The organism is Pseudomonas sp. NMI760_13 (genome assembly GCF_021283245.1).
In the GTDB taxonomy this organism is placed as follows: domain Bacteria; phylum Pseudomonadota; class Gammaproteobacteria; order Pseudomonadales; family Pseudomonadaceae; genus Aquipseudomonas; species Aquipseudomonas peradeniyensis.
This window is the reverse complement of sequence record NZ_JAJSRC010000018.1, coordinates 87622-100709: the sequence shown is the minus strand read 5'-3', so window position 1 is coordinate 100709 and position 13088 is coordinate 87622. Positions and strand designations below refer to the sequence as shown.

Genomic DNA, 13088 nt, shown 5'->3' with positions numbered 1-13088 from the left:
AAAAGCACAAAGACAGCCGCGCTACACTCCCCGAGACTGCTCAAGGCGAGCGCCGGCACAGGCGACGCGGTGACAACCATAACAACAGAGAACCCGATCATGGCACACAGCCCCGCCCCTGACCAAGGCATCGAGATCACCCGCAACGCGCTGTACCGGCGCATTACCCTGCGGCTGATCCCGTTCATTTTCATCTGCTACCTGTTCAACTACCTGGACCGCGTCAACGTCGGCTTCGCCAAGCTGCAGATGCTCGACGCGCTGAAATTCAGCGAAACCGTATACGGCCTCGGCGCCGGCATCTTCTTCATCGGCTACGTGCTCTGCGGCCTGCCCAGCAACCTGGCGCTCAACCGCTTCGGCCCGCGGCGCTGGATCGCGCTGATGATGATCGCCTGGGGCAGCCTGTCCACCTGCCTGCTGTTCGTCACCACCCCCACCGAGTTCTATGCCCTGCGCCTGCTCACCGGCGCCGCCGAGGCGGGCTTCTTCCCCGGCGTGGTGCTGTACCTCTCGCGCTGGTTCCCGGCGGACCGCCGCGGCCGCATCATGGCCCTGTTCATGTCGGCGATCCCGGTGTCCGGCCTGCTCGGCGGACCCTTCTCCGGCTGGATCCTCGAGCACTTTGCCGCCGGCCAGCATGGCCTGGCCGGCTGGCAGTGGATGTTCCTGATCCAGGGGCTGCCCACCGTGGTGCTCGGCGCGCTGGCCATCGTGCTGCTCAGCGACGGCTACCAGACTGCCAAGTGGCTGAGCCCGGCCGAGTGCCAGCTGATCGAGGCGGACCTCAAGGCCGACGCCGCCAGCAAGCCGGCCACCCGCGGTGACAGCGTGCTGTCGGTGCTGACCAACCCGCTGATCTGGACCTTCGGTTTCGTCTACTTCTGTATCCAGAGCGGCGTCTACGCCATCAACTTCTGGCTGCCGTCGATCATCAAGAACATGGGCTTCGACAACCCGCTGCTGATCGGCTGGCTGAGCGCCATTCCGTACCTGCTGGCCGGAGTGTTCATGATCCTGGTCGGCCGTTCGGCGGACCTGCGTAACGAGCGCCGCTGGCACCTTGTGGTGCCGATGCTGATGGGCGCCCTGGGCCTGCTGATCGCGGTGAACTTCGCCGGCAATCCGCCCATCGCCATCCTCGGCCTGTCCATCGCCACCATGGGCGCGCTGACCGGCCTGCCGATGTTCTGGCCGATGCCCACCGCGCTGCTGACCGCCGGCACCGCCGTGGCGGGCCTGGCGATCATCAACTCGGTGGGGCAGATGGCCGGTTTCCTCAGCCCTTACCTGGTGGGCTTCATCAAGGACCAGACCGGGTCGACCGATGCGGCGCTGTATGCGCTGGCGGGGTTGATCGTGGTCGGCAGCCTGGTGGCGTTGCGGGTTTCGCGGGGTGGTAGTGCTGCCTTGGCAGGTGCCCGCTCGTAACGTTAACGCCCTATGTAGGAGCGGCCTTGTGCCGCGAAAGGGCTGCAAAGCAGCCCCAGGATCTCAGCGTCGACGCATGAGTTGCCGGGGCTGCTGCGCAGCCCTTTCGCGGCACAAGGCCGCTCCTACAGGGAAATGCGTTAGTTACGAGGCTTCCACCCCGCCTCGTGCAACGCCGTCAGCAGCGTATCCCCCTCCAGCGCCGGCACCACCAACCCACCCTTGCCCTGCATCGTCCGCCCCGCCAGCAAGGCATTGACGATCGCCTCCTCCACCGCCTCCGCCGCCGCCATGAACAACCCCGAGATATGGTCGTTGTTGAGCATTTGCACGCCTGTGCACTGGGCCAGCCCCTTGCGCCCGTAGTCAGCGGGCGGCAATCCCTGGTTGCCGGTGGAAAACGCCAGGAAGATATCGCCGCTGGAGTCCTCGGTACCGCCACCGGTGCGGGCGATGCCGATCGACGCCCGCTGCGCCAGGCGCTGGCACTGGTGCGGCAGCAACGGCGCGTCGGTGGCGATCACCACCACGATCGAGCCCATCCCCGGCGTGCCCGCCTCGGCCTCGGCGAAGGGCGACGGCAGGTGACCCAGCTGGCGCCCCACCGGATAGCCGTCGACCCGCAGCTCGCGTCGCTGGCCATGGTTGGCCTGGACCAGGACACCGACCGTCCAGCCCCCCTGCCCGTCCTCCAGGCGCCGCGAGGCGGTGCCGATGCCGCCCTTGAACTCGTGGCAGATCATCCCCGTGCCACCGCCCACCGGGCCTTCCTGCACCGGGCCTGACTCCGCGGCCTGCTGCGCCTGGCGCACCTGCGCCGGCGTCACGTGCTGGCCCCAGATGTCATTGAGCAGGCCATCGTAGGTTTCCATCACCACCGGCATGCACCAGTACACCGCGTCGTCCGGCAGACGCTCGCGCTCGGCGCCGATCAGCGCGTCGCGCACCACGCCGACGCTGTGGGTGTTGGTGATGGCGATCGACGTGGTCAGCAGCCCGGCCTCGCGGATCCACTCCAGCCCCGTGGCGTCGCCGTTGCCGTTGAGCACGTGGCAGCCGGCGAAGCACGGCTGCTGACGGGCCGCGCCCGCGCGCGGCTCGATCAGGGTCACCCCGGTGCGGATCGGCGCCGGGCGTTGCTCGTCGATCAGGGTGCTGTGGCCGACCCGTACCCCTGGAACGTCGGTGATGGCATTGAACGGGCCCGGGGTGCCGTGGCCGAGGGTGATGCCCAGTTGACGCGCACGCATGTGTACTCCTTGGATGCTCACAATTTCTGGAAAGTCGGGCTGAGGCGGCCGTGGGTGCTGTACAACACCATCGACACGGCCAGCAGCCCGAGAATGATCAACAGGTCGCGCAGCGATGCCTCGCGCAGCAAGGTCACCAGCAGCCAACCGGCGCCGCTGACCGCCAGCAGGGCTGGCAATGGCCACAGCGGCATGCGGTACGGGTGTTCGCGGTCGCGGCGCAGCACCCGGCTGCACAGCGCGCAGGCCGCCACCACCAGGTAGATCAGCAACAACAGCAGCACGGTGAACGAAGTCAGTTGCTCCAGGCTACCGGACAGGCTCAGCAGCGCCGACGGCACGGCCAGGAACAGGGTCGCCAGCCACGGCGATTCCCAGCGCGGGTGGATCAGCGTGAAGGCGCGGTTGAGGGTTGGCGTCCAGATCGCATCGCGGCCGCTGCTGTACACCACCCGGCCGACCTGAATGACAATGGCGACAATGGCGTTGAACACCGAGAGGAAGATCCCGGCGCTGACCAGCCGCGCCAGGGTCTGGTTGCCGTGGGCGGTGAGCAGGTAGCCGATCGGGTCGCCGCTGGCCAGCATCGCCTGCAACGACGGCGCGCCGATCAGCAGCGCCGCCAGTGGTATCACCTCGATCGCCACTACCACCGCCAGCGACCACAGCACGGCCCGGTGCACGGTGCGACCACGGTCCTTCATGTCCTCGGCCAGCAGCACCGCGCCACCGTAGCCGTTGAAGGCGAACAGGGCCATGCCCACCGCGCCCAGCACCAGCGCCCAGGGCGCGACGACCAGGCTGCCCTGCTCGAGCATCTGCGGTTGCAGCAGGCTCGCCACCGGCTGGCTGGCGTTGCCGAAACCCAGGGTCACGATCACCAGCAGCGCGGCGACTTCGCAGAACAGGAACAATCCGGTGATCCAGGCGTTCAGGCGAATATTGAGGATGCCCAGCGCATAGCTCGACACCACGATCACCAGGGCCACCGCCTGGGTGTCGAACGTGGTACCCAGGGCGTTGTTCAGGTAGGTGGCGGCACCGGCGGCGAGTACCGGCGGGATGAACAGCATCGAGGCCAGCACGGTGAGGAAGGTGGCGTAGCCGGCCAGCCCGCCGAACACCCGCTTGGCGTACACGTATTCACCACCGGCGGAGCTGTGGGCACGCCCCAGCTCGGCGTAGCACCAGGCGAACATCAGCGCCAGGGCCGCGGCCATGATGAACGAGAGAAAGGCGCCGCTGCCGGCCTGCTGGATGGCGAAGGGGGCGATGACGAACACGGAACTGGCCGGGGTCACCGCCGACACGGTGATGGCGACCACGTCGAACACCCCCAGCCGTTGCTGGAGTGCGCCCGTGGGCGCTGCGCTGGAGCTCATGGCGTTTTTCCTCTGGTTGTTATTGGTTGTGAGGGGAAAACCGGTCACGCGGCCGCTGGACCTGGGCTGGACTGTAGGCTGGCGCAGCGACCGGGCCAATTACCTAAAGGGGGTACGCCTCTTGACGGGGAGCGGGAAACCTCACAAGACTGCGCAATCGCAGGTCGAATTTTGTGGGAGCGGGCTGGTCCCGCGATGGCGTAGCGTCAGGCAACCCTGCAATATCGCGGGGCAAGCCCGCTCCCACGCCCCCCTCATTCCAGCCAACTGACTAGTAACAGTCGCCAGCAATGGGGTCTCATGCACAACCTGTTCACCGAAGCCAGCACTCACGCAGGCCTGGCCCGCACCGTCGAGCAGATCGGCCAGCCGCGTTTCTGGCGCCAGCTGATCCTGCTGCTGCAGCAGTGGCTGGCGTTCGACAATGCCCTGGCGATGTTCTACCCCCGCGCCGGCCTGCCCCGGGCGCTGGAGATCTTCGATGCCCGGGGTGAAGGCAACCCCGAGGCCATGGCCCTGTACCTGAGCGGCCTGTACCAGCTCGACCCGTTCTACCAGGCCTGCCAGGAGCGCATCGGCGACGGTCTGCACAGGCTCGAGGAAGTGGCACCGGACCAGTTCCGCCAGAGCGAGTACTACCTCAAGTACTTCCACGACCATGTGCTGGAAGACGAGGTGCAGTTCATCGTGCAGTTGGGGGACAGTGGCGCCCTGTCGCTGTCGCTGGGACGCCGCGAGCGGTTCGACAGCGCCAGCCATGGATTGCTGGCGGTGGTCTGCCCGTGGGTGGTTGCGCTGATGGCCCAGCACTGGCTGCAGCAGAGCCTGCGCCCGACGCCCGTGGCAGGCATGGCCCATCAGGTGCGCGACGCCATGAGCCTGTTCGGCGCCAAGGTGTTGTCCGAGCGCGAGCTGGAGATCGCCCGGCTGATCCTGCGCGGCTATTCATCCAAGGCCATGGCCGAGCGCCTGGCCATTTCCCCGGAAACCATCAAGGTCCATCGTCGGCATCTCTATGCCAAGCTGGATATCTCGTCGCAACCGGAGTTGTTCTCGTTGTTCCTGCAATCGCTGGGGCATGATCCGCAGGATCCCTGAGCCCGCCGCACAGCGTTTGCCAAGACGCTCACGGACGCGCCGGATCTGCCAGCCCCTGCCAGGCACGCAGCACGGCATAGCCACGCCAGGGCCGCCAACCCTGCGCAGCCTGTGTCGCGGCCTTGGCGCTGTTCACCCCCAGCGCCTTCTGCAGTGCCACGTCACCCGCCGGAAACGCATCGGGCCAGCGCAACGCGCGCAAGGCGATGTACTGGGCCGTCCAGTCGCCGATGCCGGGCAAGTCCCGCAACTGGGCGCAAGTGGCCGCGACATCGACACCGGGGCTCAGCAGCAGGCGCCCCTCCCCCACGGCCTCGGCCAAGCCCTTGAGGGCGGCCTGGCGCTGGCGCGTGATGCCCAGTCGGCCAAGGGCGTCACCACTGGCCGCCGCCAGGCTGGTCGGTGTGGGAAACAGACGGTCCAGCGCTGCAACGGGCGTCTGGATAGACTCGCCAAAAGCCGCGACAAGGCGCGCGCCCAGCGTGCGCGCAGCGGCCACGGTGATCTGTTGGCCAAGCACGGCACGCACCGCCAGCTCGAAACCGTCCAGCGTACCGGGCACACGCATGCCTTCGCTCGCCGGGAACGTCGCCTGCAACACACTGTGGACCGCCACCGGGTCGGCATCCAGGTCGAACGCGGCCCGCACGCGGTTGATCAGCGTGGGCAAAACGCCTGCCAGGCTGTCACTGATGGTCACCTGCGCCTGGGCACGCTGGTCGTCAAGGCTCACACTCAGCCAGCCGCTGCACGCCTGCTGGCCCTGCACAAGGCGCAGGGTGCGCATGTACTGCCGGCCCTCCACCCATTCCAGGCCCGGGATGGCGCGCAGGCGCAGGAAGCCCAGCATCGCCTCCACGTCATAGGGCGGGCGCCAGCCCAGGCGAACGCTCACCCCTTGCCCATTGGCGGTCGAGCGGGCGCGACGCAACGTACTGGGATTCAGGCCATAGTGCTGGGAGAACGCATCGTTGAAGCGCCGCACACTGCCAAAGCCACTGGCCAACGCCACCTGGGTCATCGGCAGCTGCGTGTCGGCGATCAGTTGCTTGGCCGCCAGCAGCCGACGTGTCTGCAGGTACTGCAGCGGCGAAACCCCGAAATGCGCCTCGAAGATGCGTCGCAGATGGCGGTCGCTCACCCCCAGGTGCCGGGCGATATCGACCATCGTACGTACGTTCTGCGGCTCGTCCAGCATGCGCGCCGCCTGCACGGCCAGGATGCGCGAGGCATCCTCGGTGCTCCACGCCACCGCACGCGGCGCCAGCTCAGGGCGGCAGCGCAGGCACGGCCTGAAACCCGCCGCCTCGGCCTGGGCGGCATGCCGGTAGAACTGCAGGTTGTCACGCCGTGGCGTCTTGACCCGGCACACCGGCCGGCAATAGATGCCGGTGCTGGTGACCGCGGCGAAGAAGGCGCCATCGAAGCGCGCATCGTGCGCCTTCAAGGCCAGGTAGCAGGCATCGCTTTCGGGAGAATCGATTAGGTTGGTCATGAGCGACATCCTATGCCCTGGATTCGCTTGAGGCTCGCCATTTTCGGACATATGGCTTGCAGGGTTTCCCCTGTCCTGCAGACGACAAAAAATCCGATGCCTTGCGGCATCGGATTCTCATCGATCGATCACGTCGGCAGGCCTCGACTGCCGGGCATCAGGCACGTCTGCCCGATGCAGGTTCGATCAGGCGGTCGGTGCCTTGCGGGTGCGTGCGGGCGCCTTGGTGCCGTTGATCAGCGGCCCGTAGCGTCGGCTGAACTCCTGGTTGTAGGGCACGTGGTCCTTGTTGACCCCGTTGTCCCAGTTGACCGACCAGGTCATCAGGCCCTTGATCGACACGCCCTTGGCGTACAGGCGCTTGAACGCGTTGGTCACCGCCGTCGGGTTGACCACATAGCCGGTGGCGGCGGCATCGACGTTGGCCGGCAGGCCGATGACGAACTTGTCGGCCGGAATCCGGGTGAAGCCGCGGGTGCCGCTGACCAGGCTTTCGGTCAGGTAGAAGAGGAAGTCCTCTTTGAGCGCATCGTTGTTCTGGGCGATCCAGGCGCCCCTGCCGTTGTTGGCCTCCTGCACCCACAACCCGTCGCCACCCTGGTTGTAGAACTGCGGGGCGATGAAGTCGTAGTAGCCCTCCAGTGCCTTGAGGTAGTCGACGTAGCGCCCGGCGCTGGTCAGGTAGGGGAACTCCGGTGCCATGCTGATGATGAAATGCTTGCCCTCGGCGGCATAGTGATCCTTCACCAGCTTCAGCGCGGCGGGCAGGACGGTCTTGTTGGCGGCGAAGTCGATCGCGCTCTGTTCAAGATCGATGTCCAGCCCGTCGAAACCGTAGGTTTCCACCAGGCGGATGATTTCATTGGCCAGCGGCTGTTCGTGGCCCGGGTTCAGCGCGATATGCGCATCGGCACCGCCCAGCGACATCAGCACCGCCCTGCCCTGGCTGTTGAGCACGCCGACCTGGCGGCGGAACTCGGCATCGGACAGGTTGTACGGCTTGAAGGTCGGAATGCCGCTGCCCTTCATGAATGCCACGGCCACCACGTTGTAGTCGCGCGGCACCTCCTCCAGGCTCATGTTGGCGAACTGCCCGCGCTGGTAGCCGTCCGCAGGGCCCGCCGGCCAGTTGTGCCAGTAGCCCATGAGGATCTTCTTGCCCTCGAGGCTGGGCATGCGCGAGGCGGCGTCGTCGCGCGCGGCCTTCAGTTGGGTAAAATCAATCTTTGACATGTTCCAATCCTTTAGAACGTGTGGAAGATCCGCGGACTTACTTGAAGTCGACGTCGAAGGCCTGATAGAAGGCGTTGCCGGTGTTGGCGACGATCCACATCAGGACGATCACATGACGGCCCTTCTTGTTGGCCGGCAGCTTCACTTCGTGGTCGACCTTGGCCTTCAGCTCGCCGGCATGGCTGTAGTACGGCACCTGCGGGTAGAAGTCCTCGGCGAACGGCTTGTCCTCCAGCTGCGCACGGCTGATGCGCTGTTTCGGATCCCAGCCGTCCTTGGTGATCAGCCAGCGGTAGCCGCGGGTGGTGTGCGGCGCGGTGTAGCGCCAGGTCACCTTGAACAGCTGCCCGGGGTCGACGTTGACCAGCGGCCAGGTGAAGGCGCGGTTGAGCTTCTTGCTCATCTCCTCGTCGGTGAAGTTGACGCAGTCACGGGCGTCGGTCTTGCCACCGCTGAGGATGTAGCCGTCGGCGGGCGGGGCGACGCTCGGGTTGTCCGACTGGAACGGTGCGGGGAACGGGCCGGCCGCCAGGGCCGGGAAGTTCTTGCCGCCTTCCATTTCGTCGACCTGCCAGCCGCTGAGCACGCCGAGGTCGATGGCGACGGCGCCGCGGGAGGCCGGGGAAGTGACGCGGCCGTGGCGAAGTGGGTTCTGGGTTTGTGGTTGGTTCATGTTCATAGCTCCATTTGATTTGAGAACTCTCCCTTTCCGAAGGAGAGGCCTTCAAACTAACGGAGCTGGATTTAATGTCCACGGGGCGATTTTGCGCACCGAAGCCGGGCGCTGGAAGAAACCCCAATGAATACTGGATATTCATACAGTACCACTATAGTTATCCTACCTTCCCTGGAGTAAATCACCTACGTACCCAAGCGGCACATGGCCCTGTAGGAGCGGCCTTGTGCCGCGAAAGGGGCGCGCAGCGGCCCCAGCGATCTTTGCATCAACACTGAGATCCTGGGGCTGCTTCGCAGCCCTTTCGCGGCACAAGGCCGCTCCTACAAGGGATTGCGCATGGCCTGTGGGGCTGTCAGCCGACCAGATAGCGCCGCCGCTTCGACCGGTAGTTCGCCGGATCCAGGTGCGCGGGCAGCCATTGCCCGGCCTGCGGCTTGAGGTAGTTGCCGGTGCTCCCGGGCCGGGCCTGGTACTTCGCCGCCAGGTAGCGCGCATAGTGGTGATCGAACAGGCGCATGAACTCGCCGAAGTAGATGTCCGCCACCCGGGTATCGCCGTGGATCACCAGCATGTTCTCGTCGTTCTTCTCCTGGGAGGCGGCGCTGAAGTTCGCCGACCCGGTCACCACCGTGGGCTGCTCGCCCAGGGGGTCGACCAGCAGGTACTTGGTATGCACGTAGTCGTTGCTGTTCAGCGGGTTGTCACGCTCCTTGAGCGCGTTGGTCAGCGGGTTGTCCTCGCCCAGGAAGCTGCCGGCGGCAAAGATCACGTCACCGTCGGTGCCGATGTTCTCGGTCTTCCTGAGCGGGTCGTCCTTGATCACGTAGCGCAGCACGTCGTTCTGCGCCTGGAGCACCTCCTGGAACTCCCGAGCGATCTCGAACGCGGCGGTAAAACACACCAGCTGACGGGCTGCGCCGGCCAGGTCCGCGTACCACTGCAAGGTCTTCTGCGCCTGGGGCGTTTCCTTGCGCTCGCGGGGACTGAACAGCGGGTAGGTGCCCGGCTGCAACGGCAAGGCGGGCAGCGGGGTAGCCTGGGTATTGGGCGCACGCAGCCTGGCTGGGGTCATGTTCTGTTGCAGCCGCGTCCAGTAGTCCAGGTATTGCCGGGCGATGATGGGGTCGTGGACAACATGGCCGACATTGGAGTGGCCGAAGATCCCGCCAGCCGAGATATTGGTCGAGCCGGTCCAGACGCTGACCGGCTGGCCATCCTTGAGCAGCACGATGAACTTGTTGTGGCGGATGCCTTCGCTGACCGTGCGCGGATGCACCCAGGCCTGCAGGCCGGCCTGCTCGATGGTGGCCAGGTTGTTCGCCTTGTACTTGCTCTGGGCATCGAAGACGACCTGCACGTCGCCTTCACGGGCGGCCTCGCGCAGGGCCTGGGCGACCGGCAGGTACTGGAACTCGTAGAATGCCGCGCGCAGGCCCATGCCTTTCGCGCCGCCGCGCCCGATGAAGTCGAGCAGGGCCTCGTACAGGCCCCGCGAAAGCCATTTCATCGGCTTGAAGGCCGGCGCATCGGGATCGGGAGCGACGTTATCGAATTCCCTGGCATAAGCCTGGGAGCCGATCACGCCGCGGTTGAAATGGATATCGTGCCTCAGGCCCTCGCCGCCCGGCGCAAGCGTGGGCTCACAGCGCACGCGCACCGCGACGCCCCGGGCGTCGTCGATGCGCAGGTTCCTGGGTTCGCCGAATACCGGCTGCACCGTGTAGGCGTACTCCCCTTCGGGCGCGACGGTGTAGTCGGCCCACAGGAAACTCTGGATCGGATGCTCGCTGGTCGGTACCAGCGTGCCCGGTGGCAGCCCCTTGTCCTTGTCGGCGAAGCGCTTGAGGCCGCGCAGATAGTATTGGGTCCGCAGCTTGCCGGCCGCGTCGAAGTACCGACGGTGTACGGCAAAGCCCAGCAGGTTCTGCTCGCCGACCAGGGTCTCGAGGCTCGGCGGCGTGACGAAGTCCCAGGCCAGGAACACGACATGGGTGCCGGCGATGGCCCGTACCCGCAGATAGTCGCCAGTGGCGGATGCTCGCATGGGTGCACTCCTTGCAGGCCGGTTACTGGAACGGCGTCCTGACCTTGATCTGCTGATTGTCGGGGGTCCCGCCGCTCGGGCACGGGATCGCAGCGAGCTGCTTGTCCAGGCACACCCAAAGCTCCTTCAGACGGTTGCCCGAACCCACCGAGACCCGCAGGCTCTGTGCCGGCAATGCAGGGTTGCGGGCCAGGAAGGCCTGCTTGATGTCGCTGACCTTGGCGTTAACCAGTTGATTGGGGCCAGGGTTGCTGCCGAGCATGGCTTGCGTGTCGGGACGGCGCAGCGTGTCGTACACCCGCTGGATATCGGCGAAGTAGCGGTTGGCGGACGACCAGCCACAGGTGCCGTGGGCCTGCCATTCGTTCTGCATCAGGTCCGGCCCCGGCATCATGCACAGGTGCTGCCTGACCAGTGGCGCCGGCAGCGAGCCGACGCTCTGGCAGTTGCGAGGATGGTCCTGATTGGACTTGGCATAACGGTTCTGCGGCCACAGGCCATGCACCACCCATTCGAAACGATTGCCCGAGAAGCACTGGAAGGCATGCTTGTCCCGTTGCGCCTTGGGCTTGTTGCGCTGGCTCTCGCAGTGTTCCGGCGACCAGGACAGCACCAGCGCCAGGTAGTCGGTGGGCAGGTCCTTGTTGACGTAGTCCACCGGGCGCACCGGCGCGGGCTCGACGGCGTCGGGCAACGCGCAGATTTCCTCGGCGAAGATCGGTGAGGCGGCGGCCAGCCAGCCCCAGAGCAGCGTTCTGACCCAAGCGCAATGCCGTGGTGATCCTTGCATGATGACCTCCTTGTCGGGTTCGACAGGCTCCGTGCCTGTCGCTCGTACAAACCCGTCAGGTGATGGTGTAGCGCGAATATGACGATTCGTCAGTGGCGCTTTGTTGTATCGTTCGTCCCTGCCGTACCACCAGGCGCCAATGAAGCGAAAAAACATGAACCGTCGTAAAAAGATCAACCAGCTGTTGAAAGCCCACGCCAAGAAGGCCAGCGCCAAACTGGCGCCGAAAAACCGCAACACCTACATCTCCAAGGCCGACCGGCTGATACTGGCGGCCGAAGCCAGCCTGGGCGCCGAGCAGGCCACGGCAGACAGCACCTCCCCCGCACAGCCCTGAGCCTGATAATGACAACACCTGCCGATAGAGCGAGCGATGCGATGGACCTGAAATTCAGCCACGTGGATGTGCTGGTCGCCGATCTGCAGGCCGCTTGTACCTACTACGCCCAGGTGCTGGGCGCCGAGATCTCGCGCACGCTCGTCTGGGAGCGCGGCGGCCTGCATGTGCACTACGCCATCGCCCGGATCGGCCAGGAGCGTTTCATGCTGGTGCAGCCGCTGGCGGGCAACCTCAAGGACCTGCTCGACAGCCATGGCGAAGGGATGATCTACCGCCATTGCTACTCCACGCCGGACATCGAACAGGCCTATGACCAATTGACGGCCAACGGCATCCAGCCCGAGGACGAGAACGGCAAGCCGCTGGCGCGCGAGCACCTGCAGTCGCCTGCCGGTGCCCGCATCATCTGGCTGCCGAAGCGTTTCGGGCATTTCTCGATCGAGATCATCGAGGCACAGGCGCTCGAAACCTTCATCGAGGATGCCTTCCTCCCGCAAGCCTGAATCAGAATGCGTACTGCACCCCGACGGTCGAGGTGACCGGCGTGTCCTGGCGAATGATCGGGCTGTGGCGGACCTGGTCGGTGTAGTGCATCACATTCACGCTGGCGATGGTCGACCAGTGCGGGTCGAACCGGTGCATCCACGACAGCTCGCCCGAGTAGGCATGGATGCCCTTGTCCGCCTTGAATCGGTCGAAATCGGTGTTGTCGCTTTGCTGGGCAGTGACGCCGAAGTAGGTCTGGTTGTACTTGGCCTGCCCCGCATGCGCATTGAGGCCCAGGGTCACCGTGTCGGCGTCGCTCTGGTGCAGCGTGTTCAGCAGGCCGAACTGGTAGCTGTTGCCGCGCTTGTAGCCACCGGTGCGCAACTCGGCGCCGGCGGTGACCGCCAGCCAGGGCAGGACCTGCTGGGCCAGGTCGATGTTGACCACCGTCGCTCCCCCTACCGCCCCCATGCCTTTCAAATCGTCCGAGCCAGCGCGGTACTTGCTGTCACCGTCGGCACGGCCGAAGTCGTAGCCGAGCGAGAGACTGGCGCTGAAGCCGCTGTCGAACTGGTGCTGGACGCCCACGCCCTTGAGGCTGTCGGCGAAGAAGATGCCGCGCTGGAGGGTCACCGATGGCAACAGGTGGCCCTGGCTGCCCTTCGCGCCCATGTAGCGCGGCGCGGCATGCAGGGCGAAGCCTGCGGTGACCTGGGTCTCGTCGCCCCAGATGATGTCCGGCGCAGTCTTTTCCTGGGCACTGGCCTGGCTGCAGGCAAGCGCCGCGTTGAGGGCAAGCGAAGTGCCCAGTATCTTCCTGATGGACGTTGATTCGAACATGATCATGACTCGCTGGATAA

The 13088-nt window shown here is 65.7% G+C and carries 12 protein-coding genes; 4 read left to right on the top strand and 8 right to left on the bottom strand.

The window, feature by feature from the left end; all coding sequences use genetic code 11:
- Positions 1 to 99: 99 nt before the first annotated feature.
- Positions 100 to 1431 (top strand): MFS transporter, encoded by a 1332-nt coding sequence (locus LU671_RS18600; RefSeq protein ID WP_203647025.1) that lies wholly within the window; start codon positions 100 to 102, stop codon positions 1429 to 1431.
- Between the two features lie 140 nt (positions 1432 to 1571).
- On the opposite strand, the gene LU671_RS18595 is transcribed toward LU671_RS18600, so the two are convergent.
- Positions 1572 to 2681, bottom strand: a complete 1110-nt coding sequence (locus LU671_RS18595; protein ID WP_232856500.1) for a DmpA family aminopeptidase — start codon at positions 2679 to 2681, stop codon at positions 1572 to 1574.
- 17 nt (positions 2682 to 2698) lie between these two features.
- Positions 2699 to 4063, bottom strand: coding sequence for an APC family permease (locus tag LU671_RS18590; protein ID WP_232856499.1), 1365 nt, complete (start codon positions 4061 to 4063; stop codon positions 2699 to 2701).
- 300 nt (positions 4064 to 4363) lie between these two features.
- On the opposite strand from LU671_RS18590, the gene LU671_RS18585 reads away from it, so the two are divergent.
- Positions 4364 to 5161: a helix-turn-helix transcriptional regulator gene (locus LU671_RS18585; RefSeq protein ID WP_232856498.1), complete on the top strand. Its 798-nt coding sequence runs from the start codon at positions 4364 to 4366 to the stop codon at positions 5159 to 5161.
- A 28-nt stretch (positions 5162 to 5189) separates the two neighbouring features.
- Here the strand turns inward: LU671_RS18585 and LU671_RS18580 are convergent, their stop codons facing one another.
- From LU671_RS18580 to LU671_RS18560, 5 genes are all read right to left on the bottom strand, one after another.
- Positions 5190 to 6656, bottom strand: a complete 1467-nt coding sequence (locus LU671_RS18580) for a DNA-3-methyladenine glycosylase 2 family protein (protein ID WP_232856497.1) — start codon at positions 6654 to 6656, stop codon at positions 5190 to 5192.
- A gap of 186 nt (positions 6657 to 6842) precedes the next feature.
- Positions 6843 to 7889, bottom strand: a complete 1047-nt coding sequence (locus LU671_RS18575; RefSeq protein ID WP_203647036.1) for a chitinase — start codon at positions 7887 to 7889, stop codon at positions 6843 to 6845.
- Positions 7890 to 7926: 37 nt separating this feature from the next.
- The gene (locus LU671_RS18570; RefSeq protein ID WP_232856496.1) at positions 7927 to 8562 is read right to left on the bottom strand and encodes a lytic polysaccharide monooxygenase auxiliary activity family 9 protein; all 636 of its coding nucleotides are present in this window, start codon (positions 8560 to 8562) and stop codon (positions 7927 to 7929) included.
- A 358-nt stretch (positions 8563 to 8920) separates the two neighbouring features.
- Positions 8921 to 10612: a phospholipase D-like domain-containing protein gene (locus LU671_RS18565; protein WP_232856495.1), complete on the bottom strand. Its 1692-nt coding sequence runs from the start codon at positions 10610 to 10612 to the stop codon at positions 8921 to 8923.
- Between the two features lie 22 nt (positions 10613 to 10634).
- Positions 10635 to 11402 (bottom strand): ribonuclease T2 family protein, encoded by a 768-nt coding sequence (locus LU671_RS18560; protein WP_203647039.1) that lies wholly within the window; start codon positions 11400 to 11402, stop codon positions 10635 to 10637.
- Positions 11403 to 11556: 154 nt separating this feature from the next.
- On the opposite strand from LU671_RS18560, the gene LU671_RS18555 reads away from it, so the two are divergent.
- Together LU671_RS18555 and LU671_RS18550 are read left to right on the top strand one after the other, a co-directional pair.
- Positions 11557 to 11739 carry a DUF2986 domain-containing protein gene (locus LU671_RS18555; protein WP_232856494.1) on the top strand — a complete coding sequence of 61 codons (183 nt, stop codon included), beginning with the start codon at positions 11557 to 11559 and terminating at the stop codon, positions 11737 to 11739.
- A gap of 41 nt (positions 11740 to 11780) precedes the next feature.
- A complete protein-coding gene (locus LU671_RS18550) occupies positions 11781 to 12245 on the top strand; it encodes a VOC family protein (protein ID WP_232856493.1) in 465 nt (154 codons plus the stop codon).
- Position 12246: 1 nt separating this feature from the next.
- Here LU671_RS18550 and LU671_RS18545 read toward each other — a convergent pair whose 3' ends face one another.
- Positions 12247 to 13068: a MipA/OmpV family protein gene (locus LU671_RS18545; RefSeq protein ID WP_232856492.1), complete on the bottom strand. Its 822-nt coding sequence runs from the start codon at positions 13066 to 13068 to the stop codon at positions 12247 to 12249.
- Positions 13069 to 13088: the final 20 nt, after the last annotated feature.